The organism is Subtercola sp. Z020 (assembly GCF_002931235.1).
Lineage (GTDB): Bacteria > Actinomycetota > Actinomycetes > Actinomycetales > Microbacteriaceae > Subtercola.
In genome coordinates, this window is the sequence record NZ_PSTT01000009.1 from 52,906 (window position 1) to 78,381 (window position 25,476).

Consider the following 25,476-nt stretch of genomic DNA (forward strand, 5'->3'; position numbering starts at 1 on the left):
TTCTCCACAGGCTACCGCCAGAGGGGGAGTTATCTCCTGATCTGCACAGGGCCGGGTAGAGTGACCGCTGAGAGCGGGATCGGTGTCGAAGGCCGCGGGGGCCCTCGAGCAATGGGGGAACCGTGGATGAGAACCGACGCCCCGGCGAGGAGTCGCTGGGGGCCGAGCACCGGGTGCTGCAGTCGTGGGTCGCCCGCGAGCACCCGAGCCTCCCCTTCGCAACGGATTCGCTGCAGAGCTTCGACAGCGCGCTTGCACGACTTCTGCCCGGAATCGACGGCCTCGTGCTTGTTCCGATCGATGAGCCGCACGCGTTCGTGGCCTGGTGCCGGCGCGGGTCCGGGGCGTGGAAGGAGATCGCGCCGGGCGACCGCATCGAGTCGGGCCCGGGCGACCGCATCGAGTCGGGCCCGGGCGACCGGATCGGGTCGGTCGAGCCGCCGCTGGGCGAGAGCGGCATCCACGCCGCCGCGCTCCGGAGTGGCATCTCCGCCGGGGAGCTGGTGCTGCACTACCAGCCCGTCGTGCGCATCTCGGAGGGCAAGACGCTCGGTGTCGAGGCGCTCGTCCGCTGGAACAGCGCCGAGTTCGGGCTGGTACCGCCCGACGACTTCATCCCGCTGGCCGAACTCACCGGGCTCATCGTGCCGCTCGGCAGGTGGGTGATCGCCGAAGCGATCTCCCAGCTCGGCGAATGGAAGCGTGGGGGAGTGGTCGACGACGATTTCGGCATGGCCATCAACCTCTCGCCCGGCCAGCTGCTCGACGGCGACCTCGCCGCCCTGCTCGACGCGGCCTGCGAGAAGGCCGGGGTGATCCCGCCCGACGTCATGCTCGAGATCACCGAGGGCCTGCTGGTGGCGGAGGGCTCTGCCATGTCGGAGACGCTGACGAGGCTGTCGGATGCCGGCTACCTGCTGTCGATCGACGACTTCGGTACGGGGCATGCGTCGCTCTCCTACCTCCGCTACCTGCCCACGTCGCAGCTCAAGCTCGACATGTCGTTCATCAGGGGGCTCCCCTCGAACGCCCACGACGTGGCGCTCGTCACCGCGCTCGTCGGCCTGGCGCACGAGTTCGGCATGACGTGCGTGGCCGAGGGGGTCGAGACGCCCGAGCAGCTCGCCTGCCTGACCAAGCTCGGCTGCGACCTCGCCCAGGGGTACCTGCTCGGCAGGCCCGAGCCCGCCAGTCGGCTCGACCTCGGCCGGGTCTAGCCCGTCATGATCGACTCGGCCCGGTTGGCGCCTCCTGCGCGCGATCTCTCCGACAGGGAGGAACTCGCCGCCCTGCTCCGCGAGTCGGTGTCGGGTCCTGTCGAGACGGGGAACCGCAGGCGCGCCGAATACTCCACCGACGCGTCGAACTACCGGGTCGTTCCCGAGATCGTCGTCTTTCCCCGCGACGTGGACGACGTGCTGGCGGTCGTCGAGGTGGCGCGGTCGACGTCGACGCCCCTCACCTCGCGCGGGGGAGGCACGTCGGTCGCGGGCAACTCCATCGGCCCGGGAATCGTCATGGATCTGTCCCGCTCGGTCAACCGCATCACCGACCTCGACGTCGAGGGTCGCACCGCGAGGGTGGAACCCGGCGTGGTTCTCGGGTCGTTGCAACGGGCGGCCGCGCCCCACGGGCTGCGCTTCGGACCCGACCCTTCCACCTGGGCTCGTGCGACGCTGGGCGGGATGATCGGCAACAACGCCTGCGGATCGCACTCCCTGCAGTTCGGCCGAACGGCCGAGAACGTGCTCGAACTCGATGTGGTCGACGGACGGGGCCGGCGGTTCGTCGCGCAGAACGGCTCGCTCTCCCCCGTGCCGGGGCTCGAGGAGCTCGTTTCAGCGAATCTCGCCACCCTGCGAACCGAACTCGGCCGGTTCGGTCGCCAGGTTTCGGGCTACTCCCTCGAACACCTGCTGCCCGAGCACGGCGGCAACCTGGCGAAGGCACTCGTGGGCACAGAGGGTTCCTGCGTCGTGGTGCTGGGTGCGACGCTCCGCCTGGTCGATGTACCGGCCGCCCCGGTGCTCGTCGTTCTCGGTTACCCCAGCATGCACGCCGCCGCCGATGCCGTTCCCGCACTGCTCGCGCACCGCCCGCGAGCGATCGAGGGGCTGGATGCGCGCCTCGTCGACGCGGTGCGCCGGCAGAGCGGGTCTCGCGCGGTGGACCAGCTGCCCGACGGCGCAGGCTGGCTGCTCGTCGAGGTCGCCGGCAGCGACCTCGACGAGGCGCTGAGTCTCGCGGCCCGGGTCGCCGCCGACTCCGCAGCGATCTCCCACCGCATCATGGCCCCGGGGCCCGACACCCGTGCGATCTGGCGCATCAGGGAAGACGGTGCGGGTCTCGCCGGGCGCACTCCGGCAGGCAACCAGGCGTGGCCCGGATTCGAAGACGCCGCCGTGCCTCCCGAACATCTCGGCGCCTACCTGCGCGACTTCGACCTCCTGCTGGAGGACTACGGCGTCGAGGGGATGCCGTACGGCCACTTCGGCGATGGCTGCCTGCATGTGCGACTCGATGTTCCCCTCGAGCACGACGGGTCGACGCTGAACGACTTCATGAGGGACGCCGCGCAGTTGGTCGCCGGATACGGTGGATCGCTCTCGGGCGAGCACGGCGACGGCCGAGCGCGCAGCGAGTTGCTCGAGCTCATGTACTCACCCGCAGCCCTCGCCGCCTTCGGCGAGTTCAAGGCGATCTTCGACCCGCAGGATCTGCTAAACCCCGGCATCGTCGTGCGGCCCGCTCCGTTGATCAAAGATCTGCGCCGCCCGGCGGCGCTGCCGCTGCTCTCGGTGAACGGCCTGGCCTTCGCCCACGACGGGGGCGACCTCACGACGGCGGTGCACCGCTGCGTCGGGGTGGGCAGATGCCGGGCCGACAACACGGCAGACGGCGGCTTCATGTGCCCGTCGTTCCTGGCGACCGCCGACGAGAAGGACTCGACGAGAGGGCGGGCCAGAGTTCTGCAGGAGATGGCGAACGGCTCGCTCATCCAGCGCGACTACCGTTCCCCAGAGGTTCACGACGCTCTCGACCTCTGCCTCTCGTGCAAGGCCTGTGCCAGCGACTGCCCGGCCGGCGTCGACATGGCGGCCTACAAGACCGAGGTTCTGTACCAGTCGTACAAGGGTCGAATCCGCCCCGCCGCCCACTATCTGCTGGGCTGGCTGCCGCGCTGGGCGAGACTCGCCTCTCCCTTCGCCCGGGTCGTCAATGCGGCGACATCGATTCGGTTCGTCGAGAAGCTGATCCTCAGAGCGGGAGGTATGGACAGGCGGCGGGCGATTCCGCGGTTCGCTGCGAAGTCGTTCTCGGCGCGGCGGCGCGCCCTGCCGCCCGCCGAGAGAGGCCGGCCGAAGGTCATGGTCTGGGTCGACTCGTTCAGCGACAACTTCACGCCGTCGATCGCGGAATCCGTTCTCGCGACACTGGAGGCGGCCGGGTACGACGTTCTGCTGCCCGAACGACTGGTGTGCTGTGGCCTCACTTGGATCACGACCGGTCAGCTCGACGGGGCGCGGCGGCGTCTCTCCTCGGTGCTCGACGAGTTCGGGCCCTCCGCGCTGGCGGGCATCCCGATTCTCGGTCTCGAGCCGTCGTGCACGGCGGTTCTGCGATCAGACCTCGTGGAGTTGTTCCCCGACGACGACCGGGCGCTGGCGGTGGCCGGAGCGACGGTGACTCTCTCTGAGCTGCTCCGGTCGGGCGGCGCTCACGCGCCGGGAGCGGGCTGGCAGCCGCCCCGCCTCGATGGAGTGGAGGTCATCGTGCAGCCGCACTGCCACCAGCATGCGGTCATGGGCTTCGCTGCCGATCGGGCCCTGCTGCAGAGCATGGGCGCCCGGGTGACGGAGCTGGCCGGATGCTGCGGACTGGCCGGCAACTTCGGAATGGAGCAGGGTCACTACGAGGTCTCGGTGGCGGTCGCTGAGAACTCCCTGCTGCCCGCACTCCGCGCGGCGGCGCCGCAGACGGTCTTCCTCGCCGACGGATTCTCCTGTCGCACGCAGGCAGAACAGCTGGCAGGAGTGAAGGGCCTCCATCTGGCCGAGTTGCTCACCGGGTCGCTGGTCGCGGCTCAGAACTGAGGTCGGGCGAGCGCCGCGAGCCGTGACAGATGTCACCCACGAAAGGTGACAGGCGGGCGAAGCCCACCGGGCCCGACCGGGCCACTCTGGAGTCATGACCCCATCCATCCCCCTCCCCGCCGCGATCGACGTGCGGGGCGTCACCCGGAGCTTCGGCTCCGTCCACGCCGTGCGCGGAGTCGACCTGACGGTTCGGCCCGGCGAGATCGTGGCCTTCCTCGGCCCGAACGGCGCGGGCAAGACCACCACGATCGACATGATCCTCGGCCTCACCACCCCGAGCGCCGGCACCATCAGCGTCTTCGGCCACAGCCCGCGCGGTGCCGTCGCGCGGGGCCTCGTCTCAGCCGTGCTGCAGAGCGGCGGGCTGCTGAAGGACATCACGGTGCGCGAGACGGTGGAGCTCACCGCGAGTCTCTTCGCCGAACGTCGCCCGGTCGACGAGGCGCTCGAACGGGCCGGTATCGGGCACCTCTCGAACCGGCGGGTGGGCCTCTGCTCGGGCGGGGAGCAGCAGCGGCTGCGTTTCGCGATGGCGCTGGTCAGCGATCCGGCGCTGCTCATTCTCGACGAGCCGACCACCGGTATGGATGTCGAAGCGCGCCGGTCGTTCTGGGGCGCCATCCGGGCCGACGCCGCTCGCGGACGAACGGTGATGTTCGCCACGCACTACCTCGACGAGGCCGACGAGTACGCCGACCGCATCGTGCTCATGAGCCAGGGGCAGATCGTCGCTGACGGCAGCACTGCGGAGATCAAGAACCTCGTGTCGGGCCGCATCGTGCAGCTGACGCTCCCGAAGGCCGACCTCGCGGCCCTCGCGTCGATCCCCGGTGTCGACTCTGTCGAGGCCGCAGGCGACCGGGTGACCATCCACACCCGCGATTCCGACGAGCTCGCTCGCCACCTGCTCACCTCGACCGAGGCGAAAGACCTGGAGATCATCGCCCAGAACCTCGAGAGCGTCTTTCTCGCCCTCACCGCCGACAGAGCGCCATCCGTCACCACACCCTCGCAAGGAGCACTCCGATGACCGCCATCACCCTCGACCGCCCGGCGCCGGCCCTCGGCGGGTTCACGCTCACCTACCTGCGACTCGAGCTGGTGCGCAAGATCCGCAACCCGCGTGCGCTGTTCTTCACCGTGGCCTTTCCCGTGCTGATGTTCTTCATCGTCGGCTACCAGATGCTCGACATCCCGCTCACCGGGACCCCGGTGGCGTCGGGGGGAGTGTCGGTGGCGGCCTACATCATGGTGTCGATGGCGATGTACGGCGCCATGATGTCGGCGACCCAGACGGGCGCCTCCGTCGCCGCGGAGCGGGCCCAGGGGTGGACGAGGCAGCTGCGGCTCACTCCGCTGAACCCGGTGGTCAACGTGGCGGTGAAGACCCTCGCCGGCATGGCGTTCGGCCTGGTGGCGATCATCGCCACCTACGTCGCGGCGATGTTCTCGGGTGTCGAGCTGTCGGCGACCCAGTGGATCGTGTCTGGCCTGGCCGCGTGGCTGCTCGCCGGCGCGGTGTTCACCACACTGGGGCTGATGGTCGGCTACATGGTGCCCGGCGAGAACGTGGCGCAGATCACCAGCCTCGTCGTCGTGCTGCTGTCGTTTCTCGGTGGCCTGTTCTTCCCGCTGTCGAACATGCCCGACTTTCTGCAGACGATCGGCAGGCTGACCCCTGTCTACGGCATCGGCGAGCTGGCCCGGTCGCCGCTGACCGGTGAAGCCTTCGACCTCGGCGCCCTCGTCAATGCGGTCGTCTGGCTCGCGGTGTTCGTCGCGGGCACCGTGTTCTTCTTCCGCCGCGACACACGGCGGAGCTGAGCGGGCCGGAACGCTCTAGGGTGAGCATCATGAACGAGCAGGCCTCCTCCGCGCGGGCGTCGGTGTCGACGCCCGCCCCCGCGTCGACGCCCGCGGCCGCATCGAACCCTGCGCCGCGACCGGGCGCGGGGTTCGCCATGTCCGACCGCGGATGGTTCGTCGGCGCCGGCATGTCGCTGGCGTGGACGGTGCCGATCCTCTTCACGATCTGGGAGCAGCCCAGTGCGGCAGACCTCGTGCCCACCCTGCTCGTGATCGTCTTCGCGGTCGCGTTCCTGCTCACCGTGCCGGTCATGCGCCGGCTCCCACCCGGCCCGGTGCGCGTCGTGCCGGGCGCTGCCCTGTTCCTGCTGAGCCTCACGCTCATTCCGTGGCTCGGCGCCGATGTGCGCTGGCTGTGGACGTTCGTCGGCGTGGCCATCGCTGTCTCCCGCCTGCCGATCTGGGGGTTGTGGGGCGTGCTCCTCGCGCTCGCCGGCCTCACCTTCGCGGTCGGCATGGTCGACGGCGCCGACATCGGCCTGAGTGCGCTGAATGCGGCGGTCATCCTCTCTGTCTCGACGATGATGGCGACGCTCACCGGCAACATCAACACCCTCGCCCGCCTCCGCGCCGCCCAGGGCCAGGTCGCCGAGCTCGCCGCCGAGCGCGAGCGCGCCCGGGTCGCGCGCGACGTGCACGACATCCTCGGTCACTCGCTCACCGTCATCACGGTGAAGGCCGAGCTGGCGGGACGGCTGATGGATGCTGGCTCTCCCGCAGCGCGAGCCGAGATCAGCCAGATCGAGCAGCTGGCGCGCGGTGCCCTGGCCGACGTGCGCGCCACGGTGCACGGCCTGCACGGTGTGAGCATCAGCGGCGAACTCGCCGCCGCGCGAGCCGCCCTGGAGAGCGTGGACGTGCGGCCCGACCTGCCCGGGTCGACGGAGCAGGTGCCCACCGAACGGCGCGAGCTCGCCGGCTGGGTCGTGCGTGAGGCGGTGACGAACGTGGTGCGGCACTCCGGCGCCCGTACCTGCCGGGTGCGGCTGGATGCCCGGGGCGTCGAGGTCGTCGACGACGGTTGCGGGCCCTCTGCCGATGCTCCGTCGGGGTCGGGGCTCACGGGGCTCCGTGAGCGCGTCGAGACCGCCGGCGCGCGCCTCACGGTGGGGCGCAGCGATCTCGGTGGATTCCGGGTGAGGGTGACCTGGTGATCCGGCTTCTCATCGCCGACGACCAGGCGCTGGTGCGCGGGGCTCTCGCCGCCCTGCTCGGCCTCGAAGACGACATCGAGGTCGTCGCCCAGGTCGGTCGCGGCGACGAGGTCGTCGAGGCGGCGCGGGAGACGGGCGCCACCGTCGCCCTGCTCGACATCGAGATGCCCGGCATCGACGGCATCGCCGCCGCGGCCCGGCTGCGCTCCGACGTGCCCGGCTGCCGGGCGCTGATCGTCACGACCTTCGGCCGGCCCGGATACCTCGTGCGGGCCATGCAGGCCGGTGCGTCGGGGTTCGTCGTGAAGGACACCCCCGCCGCCGAACTGGCGGATGCTGTACGGCGCGTGTCGATGGGGCTGCGGGTGGTCGATCCCCAGCTCGCCGCGGAGTCACTCGCCCAGGGCGACTCCCCGCTGACGGAACGCGAGACCGACGTGCTCGCGGCGGCGCGCCGGGGTGGAACGATCGCCGACGTCGCCCGCATGGTGCACCTCTCGAAGGGCACGGTGCGCAACCATCTCTCGAGCGCCATCGGCAAGACCGGCGGCCAGAACCGCGCCGACGCCGTGCGGGTCGCGGTCGAGCGCGGCTGGCTCTGAGCGGCCCCACGCCCCCACCCGCCCGCCTCCACCCGTCTTCGCCGGCGGCGCCTCATCCCCTAGGCGGGGTCGGGGGTGGCGCCGTACATCTGCAGGCGCACGTCGCGGGCGCCACTCATGTGGCCCTCCGCGAGGCGCTGCGCGAGGTCGCCGTCGCGGTTCTCGATCGCCGCCAGCAGCTCCAGGTGTTCCACGAGCACCCGCTCCCAGCGCTCTCCGTGCGTCAGGGTCGACGTGGGGTAGCGGATCAGGTGGGTGTTCAGCCGCATCAACAGGTCGAGCAGCGTGGGGCTGTGGCTGGCGATCCAGATCGCCTCGTGGAAGACCCGGTTGAGTTCGGCGCGCTCGGAGCCTGTGGTTCCCGAGTACGCGGTCATCGCCTCGTGCGCTCGCCGGAGGTTCACCAGGTCGAGGTCGGTGCGGCGGAGCGCTGCCGATCGTGCGGCAGCGCCTTCGAGCGTGATCCTGACGTCGTAGATGTCGAGGATCTCCTCCGGCGTCGACACGCGCACCTGAACGCCCCGGGTGGTGCGTTCGATGAGACGTTCGTCACTCAACCGTTGCAGCGCCTCGCGGATCGGCGTTCTGCTCTTGCCGTACTTGGCGGCCAGGGCCGTCTCACCGAGGGGCTCGCCGGGGCGGTAGACGCCGGCGATGATGTCGGATCGGATCAGTTCGTACAGGCTGGTGCCCATCGGTCCTCTCCCTGTGCGGGTGTGCGTCGGCCCTGCCGCGCACACCCGCCCAATCTACTGGTTCCCCACCGGCCTCGGCCGAAGGGCCGGTCAGGCGATCTGCCCGGCCCGTCGGCCGAAGACCATGCCTGCTGCGAGACCGGAGCCACCGGGATAGTTGCCGCTGAAGAGCCCGCCGAGCATCTCCCCGCAGACGAGGAGTCCTGGCATGATGTCGCCGTTCGTGTCGATGACCTGCCCGTCGGTGGTCGCCTTGAGCCCACCGAAGGTGAAGGTGATGCCGCAGGTGACCGGGTAGGCGTAGAACGGCCCGGTCTCCAGGGGCGACGCCCAGTTGCTCTTCGGGGGGTCGACGTGTGCCGCACGACCGTCTTTAACGGTCGGGTCGAAGGGCAGCGAGCGGTCGATGGAGTCGTTGAACTCGGTGATCGTCGTCGCGAGCCGAACCGGATCGACATGGATGCTCGCCGCCAGCTCCTCGATGCTGTCGGCGACGTGCACACCGATGCCCGGCATGTCGTACTCCTCGGTGCGGAGCATGGGCCGAAGGGTGGCGTCGAAGATCTGGTAGGCGATCGAGCCGGGCTGCTGCAAGATCACCTTGCCGTACTTGGCGTAGGTGTAGTTGCGGAAGTCGGCGCCTTCATCGAGGAACCGGCGGCCCTCGTTGTTGACGATGATGCCCAGAGGGTAGCTCTGCCGCGTGAGACGGTTGGTGAGCACGCGGTTGCTCTCGTTCTCTTCGCACTCCGCATCCCACTGCACGCTGTGCGCGCTGCCCCAGTCGCCGCCCCTGGCGGCCCCGACGTCGAGGGCGGCCTGCAGCACGGCCCCGGTGTTGTAGGGCGTACCGCGAACGATCGCGTTCTCCCAGCCGTCGCCGAGGTACTGCTTTCGCCACTCGGGGTTCGACTCGAATCCGCCGGCGGCGAGAACCACCGACTCGGCGCGGAGCTCCTCGGTGCCATCCGCCGTCTCGGCGGTGACGCCGACGACCCGGCCGCCCTCCGTGACCAGCCCGGTGACGGAGACGCCGTAGCGCACCGTGGTGCCGAGCCGTTCAGCGACCGCCGTGTGGTCGCGGATGAGCCCTTCGCCGCCGTCGACGTTGCCGACGTGCAGCCCGCCCCAGAACAGGTACGACCCGTCGGCCCGCTCATAGGCCTGGCGTTCGTACATCAGCCGGTACCGAACGCCGAGGGACTGCAGCCACCGCACGGCGGCCTGGCTCTCGTGCACGAGTACGTCGGTGAGGGCGGGGTCGTTCCGGCCCTGGGTGACCTTCGCGAGGTCGGCGGCGTACTCTTCGGGCGAGTACGGCGGCACCACGGTGCGGGCCTGGCGTTCGTCGGGCTCGACGAAGTCGCGCACGTCGTCGAGCCCGTTGTGGTTGATGCGGGTCGCACCCGCCGTGTAGAAGCTGTTGCCGCCGGCCATGTCGGGCAGGCCCTTCTCGAGCAGCAGCACCCGCCGGCCGCGGGTCGCGGCCGCATGGGCGGCACTGAATCCGGCGTTGCCGCCGCCGACGACGATGACGTCGTATTCGTCAGAGGTGTTCTGCATGGGGGAGGTCCTTCCTGGGGACGGGAGAGAGCTCGGTCCGGGTGAGGACGGAGTCGGGGGAGAGGGAGAAGATAAGGTCGTCCGTGCCCGGTACGGCAGGGTGGCGATCGGCGACCCGAGGATCGTGCCCGGGCACGATGACACCGTCTGCGCCGGCGAGCTCGACGAGTGTGTCGAAGGCGGCGTGCATCGCCGGCAGGGTGTGCACGATCGAGTAGGGCCGGTCGGTTTCGATGTTCTCGTAGAAGTGGCTGGCGTCTGCGGCGAGCACGACCACGCCGGCGGGAGTGTCGGCGCTGACGACCTGAAGCCCCGGGGTGTGGCCGCCGACCCGGCGCACACGCACGCCATCACCGACCGTGAAGTCACCGTCGTGCAGCACCAGCCGCCCCTCGGTGAGCAGCCCGGCGAGAGTGTCGAGGTCGTCGGGTTCGATCAGGTGGGGATTGGTGCCCCTGAGGGCGGCGGGGCTCATCCAGAAGTCGTACTCGCTCTGCTGCAGGTGCACCTGGGCGTTCGGAAAGTCGGTGACGGTTCCCGAGTGGTCGTAGTGCAGGTGCGAGAGCACGATGTGCTGCACCTCGTCGCGGTTGCGGCCGAGGCGCTCGACCAACTCGGCGGGCGAAGCGTGGTAGCTCCTCGCGCCGCGCTTCTCGGCGGTCGCGCGCGAGAAGCCGGTGTCGAACAGAACGACGTCGCCAGGCCGCCCGATCGCCCACACGAAGTAGTCGATCGGGTAGTTCTCGTGGCAGGCGGCGTCATGGCCGTAGAAGTGTTCTCCGCGCTCCGACTGGGTGCGGCTGGCGTAACGCAAAGCGAAGACCCCCTGCGCCGGGTGCGGCATGCTCACTGCGGCTGCTCCGATGCGAAGTGCAACTCCCGCCCGGTCCAGTGCTCCCAGAGGGTGACGAGTGCGGAGTAGTCCTTGCGGGCGAGGCCGCTGCTCATCGCGATCTCGTAGACCGAGTGGGCGCCCTGCAGGGCGAAGAGCGGCACGCGGTGCTGCTGGGCGAGGCTCAGCGCGAGGGTCGAGTCCTTCCGGGCCGCGTCCAGCGGCATGCCGCCCTCGTAATCTCCGCGGGCGACCCGCTCGGTGAGCCGGTGGGTGAGGGGGCGCATCAGTCCGCCGTCGGGAGCCGCGAGCATCTGCGTCAGCTGGTCGAGGTCGACTCCCGTCGCCGCGGCCAGGCTCGCCGCCTCGGCGAGCACGACCATCACGGCGTGTGCGACACCGTTGTTGATCACCTTCGCCGCCATCCCTGTACCGAGTTCACCGAAGTATTCACGCCGCGGTGCGATGGCGTCGAGGATGTCTGTGACCCGGTCGATCACGGTCGTGTCGCCGCCGAGGAGAAGGGTGGCGGTACCGGAACTCATCTGGCCGACGCCCGAGAGTATGGCGGCGTCGATGATGGCCAGCCCATGGCCCCCCAGGATGCTCTGGCAACTCTGGATCGCGTCGGGCGTCGTCGTGCTCGTCTCGATCACCACGGCGCCGGCGGGGAGAAGCGCCGCCAGCGCCTCGCACGTACTGAGCGAGATGGCGGGGGTCGGCAGAGACAACACGACGACCGTCAGTCCAGTGAGTTCTTCGAGCGTGTCGACGGCAGTGAGGTTGTCGATGCGGTCGGCGAGCGAACGGCGTTCCGGGCTCGGGTCGAACGCGACGACGGGAGAATGGGCGGCGAGGCGGCCGGCGACGGCGAGGCCCATCTGGCCGAGCCCGCAGAGGCCGATCGTGGTGGTCATGGTGGTGGGTCCTTTCTGGGTGGCCGACGGCATCCGGCCCTCAGGCCTGAATGGAGAACGGGTCGCGAACCGAATCGGAGAGGTCGATCATCACGTTCTTGGTGCGCAGGTACTCTTCGATGGCCTCCACTCCCCGCTCGCGTCCGTAGCCGGACTTCTTGGTGCCGCCGAACGGTGCCTGGGCAGCGCTCGACCTGTAGGTGTTCACCCACACCGTGCCGGCGACGAGGCGCCGGGCGATCCGGTGCGCCCGGGAGAGGTCGTTCGTCCAGATGCCGGAGGCGAGGGCGAAGTCGGTGTTGTTGGCGATGCTGACGGCGTCGTCTTCGGTCTCGAATCGGATGATGCTCAGCACCGGCCCGAAGATCTCCTCCTGGGCGATCCGGGCCATCGGGTCGACGCCGGCGAAGACGGTGGGGCGCATGAACAGTCCCGGTGACAGGTCGGAGCCGGTCGGGCGTTCGCCGCCGCTCGTGATCGTCGCGCCGCTGTCGCGACCGGCGGCGATCATCGCTTCGATGCGTTCGAGCTGGGGCGCGTTCGCGACCGGACCCATCTGGGTCGTGTCGAGCGACGGGTCGCCGAGAACGATGTCGTCGGCCCGGGCGGACACCCGGGAGACCATCTCGTCGTACACGCCGGCCTGCACGAGGAGTCGGCTGCCGGCGATACAGGTCTGCCCACCGGCTGCGAAGATTCCCGCGACCGCACCGATCACGGCCCTGTCGAGGTCGGCGTCGTCGAAGACGATGTTCGCCGACTTCCCGCCGAGCTCGAGCGTCACGGGAACCAGGGTTCTGGCGGCGGCCGCAGCGATGGCCTGGCCGGTGCCGACGCTGCCCGTGAAGCTGATCCGGCCGAGGCGCGGGTCGGAGGTGAGCGCCTCGCCGGCCTCCCTGCCCCCGGTGATGATGTTGACGACTCCGGGCGGGAAGCCGGCCTCTCTGACCAGGTCGCCGAGGCGCAGGGTGCTGCGGGGCGCGAGCTCTGAGGGCTTGATGACGACCGTGTTGCCCGCTGCGAGGGCGGGTGCCAGCTTGTTGGCCAGCAGCTGCAGGGGCGAGTTCCAGGCGGTGATCAGCGCGGCCACCCCGAGGGGTTCGCGCACGGTGTAGTCGAACGAGTCGTAGCTGTCGAGCGGAATGGTGTGCCCGAAGATCTTGTCGGCCATGCCGGCGAAGAAGCGGTAGTTGCGGGCGGCGAAGTGCGCCTGGGTGCGGGTCTCCCGCAGCAGCTTGCCGTTGTCGTCGGTCTCGAGCTGGGCGAGCTCGTCGGCGTGGCCGTCGATGAGGTCGGCGAGCGCGTTCATCAACCGGGCGCGCTCGACGCCGGGAGTGCGTTGCCAGACCGTCGTGAAGGCGTTCTCGGCCGCAGTGACTGCGTCGTGCACCTGCTCGGCGGTGGCGTCTGAGACCATCGCGTTCGTCTGCCCGGTGAGGGGGTTCACCACGCTCAGTGCGTGGGCAGGATCGAGGGCGGGCTTCTGCCCGTCGATCAGCATGCGGTAGTGCTCGGTCATCGGTGTTCGATCTCCTTCAGTGCGCGCTCGAAGTGCCGAGCGAACAGCTCGGGGTTCTCGGCCATGGGAAAGTGGCCGAGTTGCGGCATGGGCCAGAAGGTGGCGCCGGGGATGCGGGCGGCGGTCGCCTCCGACATCGCCGGTGTGCAGGAGTAGTCGTACTCACCGGTCATCATCACGACCGGGCAGGCTGCCGTGTCGATGAGGGGAACCCGCTCGGTGCCGTCCCAGTCGCCGCTGTAGAAGTCGATGTCGCCTGCGAAGGTCGAGAACCCGCCCTGCGAGTAACCCCACCAGACCTTGCGGCGGTACTGTTCGGGGCTCTGCGGTGCCATCAGGCCGTAGACCCATTCGGGAACGAAGAGCGATTCGTTGACGAGCGGATGCTTCGCCCACGCCACCTTTCGACCGTTGACCTTCTCGCTGGCTTCGCAGGCGATGACGCCGCCCAGGATGTCGGAGGCACGGTAGGCCAGCTCGAGGCAGATCTCGCCGCCCATGGAGGAACCGCTGACGATCGGTGACGAGAGGCCGAGGGCGTCGACGACGGCGAGCACCGTGCTGGCGTAGAGCTCCGTCGTCAGCGAGTAGCCGCCGATGACCCGGTTCGGAAACGGGTCGGAACGGCCGTGGCCCGGCAGGTCGAAGGCGACCAGTCGGTGATCGGCGGTGAGCGCGTCGTTGCTCATCAGGTCGTGGTACTGCCGGCCGTCGGCACCCGCCGTGTGCAGCAGCAACACATCCCGGCCCTGGCCGCGTTCTTCGTAGTAGACGTCGACAGGCTCGCCCTCGATCTGCGCGGTCACATACCCGCCGCGGAGGGACGACTTCTTCGAGACCGCCGAGCCCGGCTCGACCGGGTCGGAGAGCTCGGCTGTCGTGACGCCGTTCGCCACGGCCCTACCGATCTCGAGAACCCGGCGGAACAGATGCGCGCTCTGCGCCATCGCCAGTTCACTGCCGACCACGCTCGCCGACGGTACCCGCATCAGCATGCCGAAGAAGTTCTGGTAGGCCGGCGGCGGGGGGAGGTGGAAGAAGCGGTTCCAGTCCGCGAGGTCTGCCGCCAGGCTGAAGGCCGCGGGGCCCTCCGGTGCAACGAGCGTGCCGCCCTCGAAGCGGAACGGTGCGCGCAGGTCATCGTCGGCGACCACGATGTCGAAGCCGACGGTCGCAGAGGCGGCGAGTTGGCTGAGTTCGACGTCGTTCGCGCAGGCTGCCGACCACGCGCGCAGGTTCTCGGCGTCGAAGAGGTGGCGGGCGGGAGCTTCGCCGTTCACGGTCCGGTCAGGCATGGGTCTTCGATTCGGTCGGGGTGGCCACCCATTTGCGGCCCGGGCGGGTCGCGAAGAAGACGGCGATGAAGGTGAGGATGCTGACGACGATCAGGTAGGGCGGCAGTACCGTCGCCGCGCCGAGCCCGGTGGCCAGCAGGGAGGTCAGAATGAGGGGGGCGAAGCCACCACCGAGAATGGCGCCGACCTGGTAGCCGAGGGAGGCGCCGCTGTATCGCACCTCGGGGGAGAACATCTCGGCGAACAGCGTTGCCATCGGCCCGTACATCAGAGGATGGATGATCGAGAGCCCGATGAGGGAGGAGATCGCCAGCACCCAGATGGAGTGGTTGGCGTCGTTGATGATGAAGAACGGGTACGCGAACGCGGCGAAGAGCACCGCGCCGGTGAGGAAGACCTTTCGGCGCCCGATCCGGTCGGAGAGAGAGGCGGCGAGCGGGATGGTGCCCACCTCGATCGCGCCGGCGACGGCCACGATGGCCAACACCGCTCCGCGGTCGAGCCCGAGCGTGACGGTGCCGTAGGTGAGGATGAAGGTCGCGAAGAGGTAGAAGTTCACGAACGGTGCCAGGCAGGAGCCGATCGCGAGCAGGATGTTCAGAGGGTGCTTGCGGATCGCATCGAGGATCGGCAGCTTCGACTGCTTGCCGGCCTCCTTCACCTCCTGGAACTCGGGCGACTCGATGATGCGCAGGCGGATCACCAGGCCGACGATCACCAGCACGGCGCTGAGCAGGAACGGGATGCGCCAGCCCCAGCTGAGGAACTGCTCCTGTGGGAGGGAGGCGAACGCACCGAAGGCGATGGTGGCCAGAACCAGCCCGGCGGGGGAGCCCGCCTGCGTCCAGCTGCCGGCGAGTCCGCGCTTGTTCTCGGGCGAGTGCTCGACAGACATCAGCACCGCTCCGCCCCACTCCCCGCCGACGGCGAAGCCCTGGATCAGGCGGAAGACCACGAGCAGTATCGGCGCGAGCACGCCGACCTGCGCATAGCTCGGCAGCAGGCCGATCGCGACCGTCGCCGCGCCCATCCCCACGAGGCTGTAGATCAGCATCGACTTTCGGCCGACCTTGTCTCCGAAGTGGCCGAACACGATGCCGCCGATCGGCCGCGCGAGGAACCCGGCAGCGAAGGCGCCGAACGCCGCGATCGTGCCGGCGAGACTCGAGAAGCCGGGGAAGAAGAGCGTGTTGAACACCAGCGCGGAGGCGGTGCCGTAGAGGAAGAAGTCGTACCATTCCACGGTGGTGCCGATGAAGCTGGCAAAGATCACTCGTCGGGCCATGGCTGGCGAATACGCCGGTGCGGCCGGAACGCTGCTCATCATTGAAACCTTTCGTCGTCGAAAGAACGTCGCTGTATAAATCTGTATACATCTGAACACAGACGGCGTGACAGCACAACCCCTATGTCGGGCACGTTTGCGAGGCCCCGCGGCGGCAAAGCGGCCCGCTGGCGGAACCCCGGCCCGTTCGGCGCCCCCGCACGCGTCGTCGGGGGTGCGGGGTGGCGCAACGAATCGTTCTCCCTCGGGAAACGGGCGCGCAATGGCGATCGATGAGGCTGAAGAGGCTCCTGCACCTCTTTCCGCACCATTCGATGCTCTACGACAGTTGGAGAACCCATGCCCACCCACCCCCGGCGCATCGCCGCCTCGGTCAGCGCTCTCGCCGCGACCGCCCTGCTGCTCAGTGCCTGTTCGACCGGATCATCGTCGTCTGCCGAGACGCCGGCGGCATCCCTCACCGTCGGTGACGTCGACCTCGCGGCAGCGGGCTGCCCGGCGAACGTGGTCATCCAGACCGGTTGGAACCCCGAAGCCGAGCACGGGCACCTGTACGAACTGCTCGGCGACGACTACACGGTCGACGCGGGGAAGAAGGTCGTGTCAGGCCCGCTGATGTCGAAGGGCTCGTACACCGGCGTGAACGTCGAGATCCGCGCGGGCGGCCCGGCCACGGGGTACCAGACGGTGACGAGCCTGCTGTACTCCGACCCGAGTATCACGCTCGGCTATGTGTCGACAGACGAGTCGATCTCGCAGTCCGGCACGATGCCGACCACCGCGGTGTTCGCGTCGCACGACATCAGCCCGCTGATGATCATGTGGGACCCGGCGACCTACCCCGACGTGAAGGACATCGACGGCCTGGTCAAGGCGGGGGCGATCATCCGCTACTTCGGCGGTACCGCGTACATGTCGTATCTCACTTCTGCAGGCATCATCCCCGTCGACCAGACCGACGGCTCGTACGACGGCACGCCGGCCGCCTACGTCGCGTCGGGCGGCAAGGATGCCCAGCAGGGCTATGCCTCCGCCGAGCCCTACGTGTACCAGAACGAGGTGCAGGCCTGGCAGAAGCCGGTCGCCTACCAGTTGGTGGACGACCTCGGCTTTCGGCCCTACCAGGACCCGGTCGTCGTTCGAAGCGCCGACATCGGTACGCAGTCGTCGTGCCTGAAGGCACTGGTGCCCGTGCTGCAGCAGGCCGAGGTCGACTACTTCGCCGCTCCGGATGCTGCCAACGCCCTCATCCTGGACCTGGTCGACCAGTACGACACCGGCTGGGTCTACACGAAGGGTGTGGCCGACTACTCGGTGAAGACGATGGTCGACGAGAAGATCTCGGGCAACGGCGACAACGGCACCATCGGTGACTTCGACGAAGCCCGGGTGCAGGACCTGATCGACAAGGTGCTGCCGGTCTACCAGTCGCAGGGCATCACGCCTGCTGAGGGGCTCGCACCCGGCGACCTCGTGACGAACGAGTTCATCGACACGTCGATCGGGATGGCCGGCTGACGCTAGAGGTCGCCCCGCGAGGGCGCCAGCGCCACCCGGACCCGGTCGGAGCGCTGGCGCCCGTGGTACAGCATGACCACGGTGCCGCCGGGCTCGCGCACGGTGGTCTCGATGAAGAGGAGCGGCGTGCCGACCTCGGTCGAGAGCAGTTCGGCGGCAGACAGGTCGGCCGAGATGGCACTGATCTGCCGGTCGGCCGTGAGGTTCTGGTGCCCGAAGCGGCTCTCGAGAATGTCGAACACGTCGTCGTTCGCGTCGGCGCGATCGAAGGCGTCGCCCGGGCGGAGGGGCAGGTAGTAGGTGCGCAGGGAGCCCGGGCGGCCCTTGTAGAGGATGACCCGCTCGAAGACGGCCATCCGGTCGACGCTCTCGTCGAATGAGGCCGCCATCGGGGTCGGCACCGCGCTCGTCTCCCGCCAGCCGATCAGCACGTAGTCGTGGTCGACCGGCGGCGGGTCGATCTTCAGCTGGTCGAGCAGGCGGTCCGTTCGCCAGGTCAGCGGCCGGGCGTTGGCGTAGGTGCCCTGGCCAGCGGTGCGGCCGATCGTGTTCTCCTGCACGAGCATCTGCATGGCGATGCGTGCGGTGTTGCGGGTGCAGGAGAACTCCCGGGCGATCTGCTCGTCGCTCGGCAGCCGCTCGCCGCTCGCGGCCGACGACAGCAGGAAGGCCGAGATCAGGTCGCGCAGGCGCCGCGCCTCATCCTGTCGCCGGTGCTGGCCGAGGTCGAGGATCTTGTCGTCGGTGAAACTGCGGCGGCGCGCGGGATGAGCGCGGTCTGCGCTGCGGTTCTCGGGGCTCACGGTCTCAGGCTCTCATGCGAAGGCGGGCACTCCGAGGGTGTCGCGGAGCGTGGTGCCGTCGTACCGCGTGCGGAACCGGCCGCGCCGCTGCAGTTCGGGCACCAGCAGGCCGACCACGTCGATCAGGTCGCGCGGCGTCACCTGGGGGTGAGCGATCATGAACCCGCCCCGGCTGCCGGTGGACTCGTAGGACTCCTCGAGGTAGTCGGCCACCTCTGCCGCGCTGCCGGCGACGGTGTGTTCGTAGCCGGTGGCCACCTTCCAGAGCGCGTCGAAGAACTCCTCACGGCTGAGTTCGGTGTCGGCGCCGTGTTCGTTGACGAGGTCGCGAAAGCCCATCGGGCTGGCCTGCTTCGCGATGACCTCTGCCTGCAGTTCGGCGAGGGTGAAGCGGGCGGGCAGCTGGGCGAAGTCGTAGCCGGTGTTGTGGGCGAACTGCGCGGCCGACGCCTCCGGCGGCAGCAGGTCGGCGAGTTGCTCCTTGCGTCGGCGTGCGTCGTCGGGTGTGTCTCCCACGATGAGGTGCAGGTCCCACAGAATGCCCACCCGGGAGGGATCCCGGCCCGCGGCCAGCAGCTCCTGGTCGAGCAGAGTGCGGTGCCGCACGCGGTCGGCCTCTGCGAAGGCGCCGCCGAACACCACGTCGGCGAATCCTGCTGAGGCACGGATGCCGCGGGGCGACCCGCCGGCCTGGATGAGCACGGGCGCCTGCTGGGGGCTCGGCACGGAGTTCAGCGGCCCGGCGACGGTGAAGAACTCCCCCTGGTGGTCGATGGCCCGAATGCTGCCGGGCTCGGCCACCATTCCGGTCTCGCGGTCCCACACGAAGGCGTCGCGGTCGACGCTCCGCCAGAGCTCCTGGCACACGGCCACGAACTCCTCCATGCGGCGGTAGCGCGCATCGTGCTCCATCAGTTCGTCGAAACCGTAGTTCGCGGCATCCGCCCCCCGACTCGACGTGACGACGTTGAAGGCCATGCGCCCCGCTGTCACGATGTCGAGCGAGTTGAGCAACCGCGAGACGTAGAACGGATGCATGAAGGTCGACGAGTAGGTCAGCCCGAATCCGATGTGCTCGGTCTGCTGCGCGAGGGCCGCGATGAACGGGCTCATGTCCTGGCGGGGAAAGCCGATGCCCCACTCCACGGCGGGGTCGATCGATGCGCCGTAGGTGGAGGGGATGCCCGTGCCGTCGCCGAAGAACACCATGTCGAGGCACCCGCGCTCCGCTGCGAGCAGCAGTTCGCGGTACATGCGCAGGTCGGGGAAGTCCCGGCCCGACCACGACCCGGGCAGCCGCCAGCGGCCCTGGTGGTGTGAGAACGACAGATCGAGGGCGAGACTCATCTGGTAGGGCACGGTCAGCTCTTCTCTGGAATGGCCACGTGGTCGAGCAGGGGCATGACCTCGGTGCCGAAACGCTCCAGGCCCTCGGTGAAGTCGTCGAAGGTCAACATGATGCCGGCGGTGCCGTCGACGGCGGCGATCGCATTGAGGTGATCGGCAATGGTCTGCGGTGAACCGACCAGCGCACTGCCGCCGTAGAACGGCGAGACATCGGCGCGGTGGCTCTCGGCGACGGCGGCGCTCGAGCCGTCTTTCGCCGTGTCGTTGGAGTACTCGCCCACCATGGTGGCGACAGCCTGCAGGTCGGTGCCCGCCTGGTAGAGCTCGGCCTTGCGTCTCGCGTCGGCATCCGTGTCGCCGATCACCAGCAGCGAGGTCGCGAACGAGCCGGGAACGCGGCCGAGGTTCTCGCTCTCTGCGGCCAGGTGAGCGTTCGACCGTGCGACGGATGCCGCGTCGCCACCGGCGCCGAAGTGGTAGTCGGCGAACTCGGCGACGAAACGGCGACCGCGCGGCGACGAACCGGCGGAGATGAGGTCGATGTGACCGACCGGGGTGGGCAGCACTTCGCAGTCCTCGATGTCGAAGTGCTCGCCGTGGAACGTGACCCGGCCCGTCTCCCACGCGGTGAGCAGAATCTGCGTGAACTCGGTGAGGTAGTCGTAGCGGTAGCCGTAGTACGCATCCCCGGGCCACGCGCCCATCTGCGCGTATTCGCTGCGGTTCCAGCCCGCGATGAGGTTCAGGCCGAAGCGACCGCCCGACATCTCGTCGATGAGCTGCGCCATCTTGGCCACGACGATCGGGTTGTAGCTCAGCGGCGACACCGTGGCGTAGAGCTTGATGCGCGAGGTGAGCGGTGCGAGCCCGGCCATCAGGGTCATCGGGTCGATGGTGCTGTTCCAGTGCTGGGTCTCGCCGCCGAAGCCGCGGTACTTCAGCATCGCGAGGGCGAAGTCGAGGCCGTAGTGCTCGGCCCGCTCGACGATGCTGCGCTGCAGGGCGAACGTCGGCTCGTACTGCGGCGACGTCGTGGAGAGAATCCAGCCGTTGTTGCCGACCGGCAGAAAGACTCCGTAGCTGACCATGTGCTGTTCCGATCGAGAGAGGGTGGAGGGGGCGGACTCGCGAGCCCTAGTGGGTGTCGAAGACGCGCTGGTAGTCGGCGACCTTCGCGCGGATGGCGTCGAGCTCGACCGGAGTGGGCGCATCCGCGTCGACCGGAAGCGGGAGGGTGCCAAACTTCAGCAGGCTCGCCATCAGCAGGATGCGGGCCTTCGGCGCCGACAGGTTGCTGCCGCGGATGAGCAGGCCGCCCATCGTCGACTGCCCGAACGCGTATCCGCCGCCGCCCCGGCCGACCGCGACCACCGGCATGCCCCGGAACACGCCGCGGAGCAGGGCCGCCGCCATGGATTCGTAGACCCCGCCGTAGGGCGCCGACCCCTCGGCGACCATCCCGGCGAGGGGGTGGTCGCGGAGGTTCTTCTCGATGCGGGCGAGAATCTCGACCTCGCTGGCGGCGCTGTCGGTGAAGTCGTCCTGCCCGTAGTTCACGTAGCGGGCGATGGTCACCTTGGGCATCGACTCGGGTCGGAGGTGGCCGGCCTCTGTGAGTGTCTGCACCGGTTCGCCGCCGAGGCCGGGCACCGAGGAGGGCAGTGCTGAGAGGGTCAGCTCCGAGGTGTGCGTGTGCCGGGCCACCGGGAGGAACGAGAGCACCGGCTGCTCGACGGTGTTGCCGACGATTCCGCCGTGGCCGCCGTAGGCGACGTATCCGCCCGGTCGCGCATCGGCCTTCTGCACCTCGCGGGCCGTGAAGACCTGGCCGTTCTGGATCATGACGGCGCCCACCCGGTCGTGACCCGAGGCATCCGCCCACACCCGGGAGGCGATGTACGTGGCGGACTGCACCAGGTTGTGGTCGCCGTCGTTGCCGAAGACCCCGTGGCCGTACTGCGAGCAGTTGCCGATCAGGGGCTTCGTGGTGCCAATCACGAGGTTCAGCCAGTAGATCGTCTCTTCGGTGGTCGGGCTGCCCTCCAGCCAGATCGCGCCGTCGTACTCCCCCGCGGCGAGGGTGTCTGCGACGATGTTGGTGAGCGCCGCGAGGGTCGGCAACGCCGGTTCCTGCCGCATCGGCATGTAGGGGAAGAAGTGCTCCCCGAGAACCTCGGCTGCGAGATCGCCGGGCTCGCCCCGGTGGCCGGGTGGGGTCGGGGTGTCGGTGCGCTCGGCGGCCGGCTGGCCCTGGGTGTAGCCACCGGATGGCGCGGCCCGCACGAAGTCGAAGTCGGCGAGGGACGAGAGCAGGTTGTTGCCGCCGTAACCGTCGAGCCCGAAGTGGTCGATCTCCTCGACGATGCGGGAGGCATCGGGGTAGAACAGCTGCCGTGCGTGGCCCGCATCGTCGAAGGGGCCGTTCCACGGCTCGCCGTTGGCCTGGGTCGCCGCGTAGGGCAGGGGGTACGGGCCGTTCGAGGGGTCGAGGGTCACCTCGTAGACGGGCGTGCCGCCGGGCACCTCCTCGGCGCTGAAGGCTCCGGTGTCGGGATGCAGCCAGCCGTCGACCGGGCCGTACAGCTCGCGCGCATCGCGTTCGAGGGGATGCGCGGAATAGGCCTCGACGAACGCGGTGACCGGGGCGGCGAGCCGCTGGGCCCGCAGCGACTCGGGGAGGGTCTCATCGGCCCCGGCGAGATCGCGCTGCCGACGCACGGACTGGCTCGTGCAGAGCGCGGCACTGTTCTGGATCGTGGCCCGGGGGCCGGAGAAGACGACGATGCGGGCGCGCGGCGCGGGGAGGGAAGCCATGGGCCGAGCGTAGGTGGCGCCTGTTTCCCCCTCGTTGCGGCAATGTGATCACCGCGCTTCGCCACCACGGGCTGGCACAGAACCCCGGAACACCGGGGCTGTGCTCCTGGCCGCGCCGGTGCGCGCCGACGCGGCCGGTACTTGACATCAGGCAAGTATCGGAGGATACTTGACTTTAGTCAACCATCTTCCCGGGTGCAGCGTGGCATCCCCTCTTCTCCCAGGAGACCCTCCATGTCACACTCAGCGACCGATGTCGCCCCTCGCGCCGGCGACGCCGCCCCCGCTTCGATGACCCACCGGCAGGTACTCGAGGCGCTGTCGGGCCTGCTGCTCGGAATGTTCGTCGCGATCCTCGCCTCGACCGTCGTCAGCACCTCCCTGCCCCGCATCATCTCCGACCTCGGCGGCGACGAAGGCGCGTACACTTGGGTGGTCACGTCGACCCTGCTCGCCACGACGGTCTCCACGCCGATCTGGGGCAAGCTCGCCGACCTCTTCAACCGCAAGCTGCTCATCCAGCTCTCGCTGGTCATCTTCGTGCTCGGTTCCGCTGCGGCCGGCTTCTCGGAGAACACCGGCACCCTGATCACCTTCCGGGTCGTGCAGGGCCTCGGTGCAGGCGGGCTCACGGCTCTCAGCCAGATCATCCTCGCCGACATCATCAGCCCGCGCGAGCGAGGCCGGTACGGCGGGTACTTCGGTGCCGTCATGGCCGTCGGAACCGTGGGTGGCCCGCTGATCGGTGGGCTGCTCACCGACAGTCTCGGCTGGCGGTGGAACTTCTTCGTGGGCGTGCCGTTCGCGGTCGCTGCGATCATCCTGCTGCAGGTCACTCTGAAGCTGCGCACCCTTCGCAAGCGGAAGGTGTCGATCGACTATCTCGGCATCGCCACCATCGGCGGCGGCGTCTCGCTGCTGCTGATCTGGGTCACCCTGGCGGGCAAGAACTTCGACTGGATCTCGCCGACGTCACTCATCATGGTGATCGGCGCGGCCATTCTGCTGGTGGCGACGGTCTTCGTGGAGCTCCGGGCGAAAGAACCGATCATCCCGATGACGCTGTTCAAGAACCGCACCTTCACGTTCTCGGTCATCGGCTCGATCTCGGTCGGCATCGCGATGTTCGGGGCGACCGTCTACCTCGCCCAGTACATGCAGCTCGCCCGCGGTGCGACGCCGACGCAGTCGGGGCTGCTGACCATCCCGATGATCGCCGGCCTGCTGCTCTCGTCGACCTTCGGCGGCATTCTGATCACCCGCACCGGCAAGTGGAAGCCGATCATGCTCGTCGGCTCGATCGCCCTGGTCGTCGGCCTGGCCCTCATGGGAACCATCCAGTACGACACTCCCTACGGCCTCGTCGCGGTCTTCATGTTCGTCACGGGAGCCGGAGTCGGGTCGGTGATGCAGAACCTCGTGCTGGTGGTGCAGAACACCACGGAGCCCCGCAACATCGGTGCGGCCAGTGCCGGTATCGCGTTCTTCCGCTCCCTCGGCGGCGCACTCGGCGTCTCGGTGCTCGGCACGGTGCTCGGCAACCGGGTGACCACCCTGATCGGCGACCGGCAAATCGACCTGGGCAAGGCCATCGCCGCGCTCGGCGACAAGGGTGCGGCGGTCGCGAAGGAGCTCGCGAGCGGTACGATCCCGGCCGTCAGCAGCCTGCCCGACGGTGTTCGCCAGATCATCGAGTCCGCCTATGGTCAGGCGGTGGCGAACATCTTCCTGATCGCCGCACCGATCGCCATCCTGCTCGTTCTCGCCGTCATCTTCATGCCCAACAAGCCCCTCACCACCAAGACCGTCGCCGAGCGCGACACCGACGGGGGAGCCCTCGGCGGGGCGGCGGAAGACGTCGCCGGTGTCGGCTCGGTCGACGTCAGAGGTGCCGCAGCGGGCGACGTCGCAGCCGGCGCGGCCGCAGCAGACGACGACGCGACCGCAGCAGACGCCGTCGGCGCGGGCCTCAGACGGCGCGGCCGCGACGGAGTGCCGCGATGAACCCACCCACGAACGAGTCGCCGAGACCGATCGTGGTGGGTGAGGTGTCGTCGAGCAGGAAGGCCGGGATGCAGACGGCGTCGGGCATCGAGAGGCGGAGCCCCGCCGCCACCCGGGCGCCCGCCGGGTTCAGGCGCTCGGCGGCCATCCCCTCGTAGTCGGCCAGCGTGAACCCGTCGCCGAACCGGTAGCGGGTGCTGGCCATCAGGATGCCGCCGAGCAGCGCCTCGCGGTAGCGCCCGGCGTCGGGGCCCAGCACCACCGACCACAGCGAGGTGTGCACGACCAGGTGGCGGGCCGGAACCAGCCGCCGGATGTCGGCCAGGGCCTGCTCGACGGCAGGGGTGTCGAGCAGGTCGACCGCCCTGCCGAGGTGGTTCTCGAGTTCGTCTTCGTTCATCGAGTAGACGTCGACACGCCCGAGCAGTGCCGCGAGCACCCGCGGCACGAACTCCGGCCGGTGGAAGCCCGAGTCTTCGTAGAACACGGTCGCCCCGGGCGGCAGGCAGTCGAGGGCGTCGCACAACTGGTGCAGGCGCTCGTCGAGGGCCCGGGCATCCTGCATCGAATTGAAACCCGAGACGAGAAAGAGCGACGCCGATGCCAGCGCCGCGGGCAGCTCGGGGCTCAGCTGCAACATCTGGTTGGGCGGGTCGTTCGAGTAGATCAACCGGTTGGCGTGCGCGGCGGTCAGCAGCACGTCGCCGACCCGCACCGTCGCCCCGACGGGGAACTGGATGATCAGGTGCGGGTCTGTGGTGTCGTGCGGTGCGCTGCTGATGTGGCTGCTGCCGGGCGGCAGGAGCCGGCGCACGTGGTCGTCGATGCTCACCAGGTGCAGCGTGCTCGTCACGCCGAGCACCTCCATGGCCAGGGCCGCCCGAACCCCCGTGCCCCCCAGCGTGATGCGGCTGGTGAAGCGGGCGGCGAAGGCCTCGACGATGCCGGAGGAGGCGACGAAGCGCTCCCCTCCGGCACCGGTGCTGAGAAAGCCCAGCACCGAGACCACCAGGTCCCGTTCGGTGGCGATCGGATGCCGCGTGCTGAGCTCCGAGACCGCGATGCCGTAGTGCGCGGCGAGGTCTTCGAGCACGGTCGAGTCCCAGTCGATCTCGTAGTCGACGGTGCCGCCGAGGCCCAGCACGGTTTCGGAGTTCAGCATGGG

General features: G+C 69.2%; 20 protein-coding genes. 8 read left to right on the forward strand and 12 right to left on the reverse strand.

What is annotated here, in order from left to right; all coding sequences use genetic code 11:
* Positions 1-122 precede the first annotated feature (122 nt).
* From C5B96_RS01175 to C5B96_RS01200, 6 genes are all read left to right on the forward strand, one after another.
* The gene (locus C5B96_RS01175) at positions 123-1,217 is read left to right on the forward strand and encodes an EAL domain-containing protein (RefSeq protein WP_104242124.1); all 1,095 of its coding nucleotides are present in this window, start codon (positions 123-125) and stop codon (positions 1,215-1,217) included.
* Positions 1,218-1,223: 6 nt separating this feature from the next.
* A complete protein-coding gene (locus tag C5B96_RS01180) occupies positions 1,224-4,094 on the forward strand; it encodes an FAD-binding and (Fe-S)-binding domain-containing protein (protein WP_104242126.1) in 2,871 nt (956 codons plus the stop codon).
* 94 nt (positions 4,095-4,188) lie between these two features.
* Positions 4,189-5,127, forward strand: a complete 939-nt coding sequence (locus C5B96_RS01185; RefSeq protein WP_104242128.1) for an ABC transporter ATP-binding protein — start codon at positions 4,189-4,191, stop codon at positions 5,125-5,127.
* On the forward strand, positions 5,124-5,921 hold the full coding sequence (locus tag C5B96_RS01190) for an ABC transporter permease (protein WP_104242130.1): 798 nt from the start codon (positions 5,124-5,126) through the stop codon (positions 5,919-5,921). Before C5B96_RS01185 ends, C5B96_RS01190 begins: the two co-directional genes overlap by 4 nt.
* Before the next feature lie 29 nt (positions 5,922-5,950).
* Complete coding sequence (locus tag C5B96_RS01195) at positions 5,951-7,117, forward strand: sensor histidine kinase (RefSeq protein WP_233188916.1); 1,167 nt, start codon at positions 5,951-5,953, stop codon at positions 7,115-7,117.
* Positions 7,114-7,719 (forward strand): response regulator transcription factor, encoded by a 606-nt coding sequence (locus C5B96_RS01200; protein ID WP_104242132.1) that lies wholly within the window; start codon positions 7,114-7,116, stop codon positions 7,717-7,719. The genes C5B96_RS01195 and C5B96_RS01200 overlap by 4 nt, the downstream gene beginning before the upstream one ends.
* Positions 7,720-7,778: 59 nt before the next feature.
* Here C5B96_RS01200 and C5B96_RS01205 read toward each other — a convergent pair whose 3' ends face one another.
* The 7 genes from C5B96_RS01205 to C5B96_RS01235 all read right to left on the reverse strand — a co-directional run bounded on the left by C5B96_RS01205 (position 7,779) and on the right by C5B96_RS01235 (position 15,864).
* Complete coding sequence (locus tag C5B96_RS01205) at positions 7,779-8,414, reverse strand: GntR family transcriptional regulator (protein ID WP_233188917.1); 636 nt, start codon at positions 8,412-8,414, stop codon at positions 7,779-7,781.
* 90 nt (positions 8,415-8,504) lie between these two features.
* Positions 8,505-9,977: an FAD-dependent tricarballylate dehydrogenase TcuA gene (gene tcuA / locus C5B96_RS01210; protein ID WP_104242134.1), complete on the reverse strand. Its 1,473-nt coding sequence runs from the start codon at positions 9,975-9,977 to the stop codon at positions 8,505-8,507.
* On the reverse strand, positions 9,961-10,821 hold the full coding sequence (locus C5B96_RS01215; protein ID WP_104242136.1) for an N-acyl homoserine lactonase family protein: 861 nt from the start codon (positions 10,819-10,821) through the stop codon (positions 9,961-9,963). Before C5B96_RS01215 ends, tcuA begins: the two co-directional genes overlap by 17 nt.
* A 2-nt stretch (positions 10,822-10,823) precedes the next feature.
* Positions 10,824-11,726 carry an NAD(P)-dependent oxidoreductase gene (locus C5B96_RS01220; RefSeq protein WP_199176514.1) on the reverse strand — a complete coding sequence of 301 codons (903 nt, stop codon included), beginning with the start codon at positions 11,724-11,726 and terminating at the stop codon, positions 10,824-10,826.
* A 40-nt stretch (positions 11,727-11,766) separates the two neighbouring features.
* A complete protein-coding gene (locus C5B96_RS01225) occupies positions 11,767-13,245 on the reverse strand; it encodes an aldehyde dehydrogenase (RefSeq protein ID WP_104242138.1) in 1,479 nt (492 codons plus the stop codon).
* Positions 13,242-14,540, reverse strand: a complete 1,299-nt coding sequence (locus C5B96_RS01230) for an alpha/beta fold hydrolase (RefSeq protein ID WP_199176515.1) — start codon at positions 14,538-14,540, stop codon at positions 13,242-13,244. The genes C5B96_RS01225 and C5B96_RS01230 overlap by 4 nt, the downstream gene beginning before the upstream one ends.
* Positions 14,533-15,864, reverse strand: coding sequence for an MFS transporter (locus tag C5B96_RS01235; protein WP_233188918.1), 1,332 nt, complete (start codon positions 15,862-15,864; stop codon positions 14,533-14,535). Before C5B96_RS01235 ends, C5B96_RS01230 begins: the two co-directional genes overlap by 8 nt.
* 300 nt (positions 15,865-16,164) lie before the next feature.
* Here C5B96_RS01235 and C5B96_RS01240 point away from each other — a divergent pair, with 300 nt between their 5' ends.
* Positions 16,165-17,343 (forward strand): nitrate ABC transporter substrate-binding protein, encoded by a 1,179-nt coding sequence (locus C5B96_RS01240; protein ID WP_104242142.1) that lies wholly within the window; start codon positions 16,165-16,167, stop codon positions 17,341-17,343.
* A gap of 2 nt (positions 17,344-17,345) precedes the next feature.
* Here C5B96_RS01240 and C5B96_RS01245 read toward each other — a convergent pair whose 3' ends face one another.
* From C5B96_RS01245 to C5B96_RS01260, 4 genes are read right to left on the reverse strand one after another with little or no spacing between them, the layout of a single operon-like run.
* On the reverse strand, positions 17,346-18,146 hold the full coding sequence (locus tag C5B96_RS01245) for a GntR family transcriptional regulator (protein ID WP_104242144.1): 801 nt from the start codon (positions 18,144-18,146) through the stop codon (positions 17,346-17,348).
* Positions 18,147-18,158: 12 nt separating this feature from the next.
* The gene (locus tag C5B96_RS01250; RefSeq protein ID WP_233188919.1) at positions 18,159-19,505 is read right to left on the reverse strand and encodes an NtaA/DmoA family FMN-dependent monooxygenase; all 1,347 of its coding nucleotides are present in this window, start codon (positions 19,503-19,505) and stop codon (positions 18,159-18,161) included.
* Between the two features lie 2 nt (positions 19,506-19,507).
* Positions 19,508-20,581 (reverse strand): LLM class flavin-dependent oxidoreductase, encoded by a 1,074-nt coding sequence (locus tag C5B96_RS01255; protein WP_158507094.1) that lies wholly within the window; start codon positions 20,579-20,581, stop codon positions 19,508-19,510.
* Between the two features lie 46 nt (positions 20,582-20,627).
* A complete protein-coding gene (locus C5B96_RS01260; RefSeq protein ID WP_104242148.1) occupies positions 20,628-22,307 on the reverse strand; it encodes an asparaginase domain-containing protein in 1,680 nt (559 codons plus the stop codon).
* Between the two features lie 234 nt (positions 22,308-22,541).
* On the opposite strand from C5B96_RS01260, the gene C5B96_RS01265 reads away from it, so the two are divergent.
* Positions 22,542-24,311, forward strand: a complete 1,770-nt coding sequence (locus tag C5B96_RS01265) for an MDR family MFS transporter (protein ID WP_233188920.1) — start codon at positions 22,542-22,544, stop codon at positions 24,309-24,311.
* Here the strand turns inward: C5B96_RS01265 and C5B96_RS01270 are convergent.
* Positions 24,277-25,473, reverse strand: coding sequence for an ADP-dependent glucokinase/phosphofructokinase (locus tag C5B96_RS01270; RefSeq protein ID WP_233188921.1), 1,197 nt, complete (start codon positions 25,471-25,473; stop codon positions 24,277-24,279). The genes C5B96_RS01265 and C5B96_RS01270 overlap by 35 nt on opposite strands.
* Positions 25,474-25,476 lie beyond the last annotated feature (3 nt).

Excerpts from the sequence above, each read along its gene's own strand:
- C5B96_RS01220 (WP_199176514.1), bottom strand. The coding sequence starts at position 11,726 with ATGACCACCACGATCGGCCTCTGCGGGCTCGGCCAGATGGGCCTCGCC.
- C5B96_RS01240 (WP_104242142.1), top strand. The coding sequence starts at position 16,165 with ATGCCCACCCACCCCCGGCGCATCGCCGCCTCGGTCAGCGCTCTCGCC.
- C5B96_RS01230 (WP_199176515.1), bottom strand. The coding sequence starts at position 14,540 with ATGCCTGACCGGACCGTGAACGGCGAAGCTCCCGCCCGCCACCTCTTC.
- C5B96_RS01205 (WP_233188917.1), bottom strand. The coding sequence starts at position 8,414 with ATGGGCACCAGCCTGTACGAACTGATCCGATCCGACATCATCGCCGGC.
- C5B96_RS01225 (WP_104242138.1), bottom strand. The coding sequence starts at position 13,245 with ATGACCGAGCACTACCGCATGCTGATCGACGGGCAGAAGCCCGCCCTC.
- C5B96_RS01190 (WP_104242130.1), top strand. The coding sequence starts at position 5,124 with ATGACCGCCATCACCCTCGACCGCCCGGCGCCGGCCCTCGGCGGGTTC.
- C5B96_RS01185 (WP_104242128.1), top strand. The coding sequence starts at position 4,189 with ATGACCCCATCCATCCCCCTCCCCGCCGCGATCGACGTGCGGGGCGTC.
- C5B96_RS01260 (WP_104242148.1), bottom strand. The coding sequence starts at position 22,307 with ATGGCTTCCCTCCCCGCGCCGCGCGCCCGCATCGTCGTCTTCTCCGGC.
- C5B96_RS01270 (WP_233188921.1), bottom strand. The coding sequence starts at position 25,473 with ATGCTGAACTCCGAAACCGTGCTGGGCCTCGGCGGCACCGTCGACTAC.
- C5B96_RS01180 (WP_104242126.1), top strand. The coding sequence starts at position 1,224 with ATGATCGACTCGGCCCGGTTGGCGCCTCCTGCGCGCGATCTCTCCGAC.
- C5B96_RS01255 (WP_158507094.1), bottom strand. The coding sequence starts at position 20,581 with ATGGTCAGCTACGGAGTCTTTCTGCCGGTCGGCAACAACGGCTGGATT.
- C5B96_RS01235 (WP_233188918.1), bottom strand. The coding sequence starts at position 15,864 with ATGAGCAGCGTTCCGGCCGCACCGGCGTATTCGCCAGCCATGGCCCGA.
- C5B96_RS01195 (WP_233188916.1), top strand. The coding sequence starts at position 5,951 with ATGAACGAGCAGGCCTCCTCCGCGCGGGCGTCGGTGTCGACGCCCGCC.
- C5B96_RS01215 (WP_104242136.1), bottom strand. The coding sequence starts at position 10,821 with ATGCCGCACCCGGCGCAGGGGGTCTTCGCTTTGCGTTACGCCAGCCGC.
- C5B96_RS01265 (WP_233188920.1), top strand. The coding sequence starts at position 22,542 with ATGTCACACTCAGCGACCGATGTCGCCCCTCGCGCCGGCGACGCCGCC.
- tcuA (WP_104242134.1), bottom strand. The coding sequence starts at position 9,977 with ATGCAGAACACCTCTGACGAATACGACGTCATCGTCGTCGGCGGCGGC.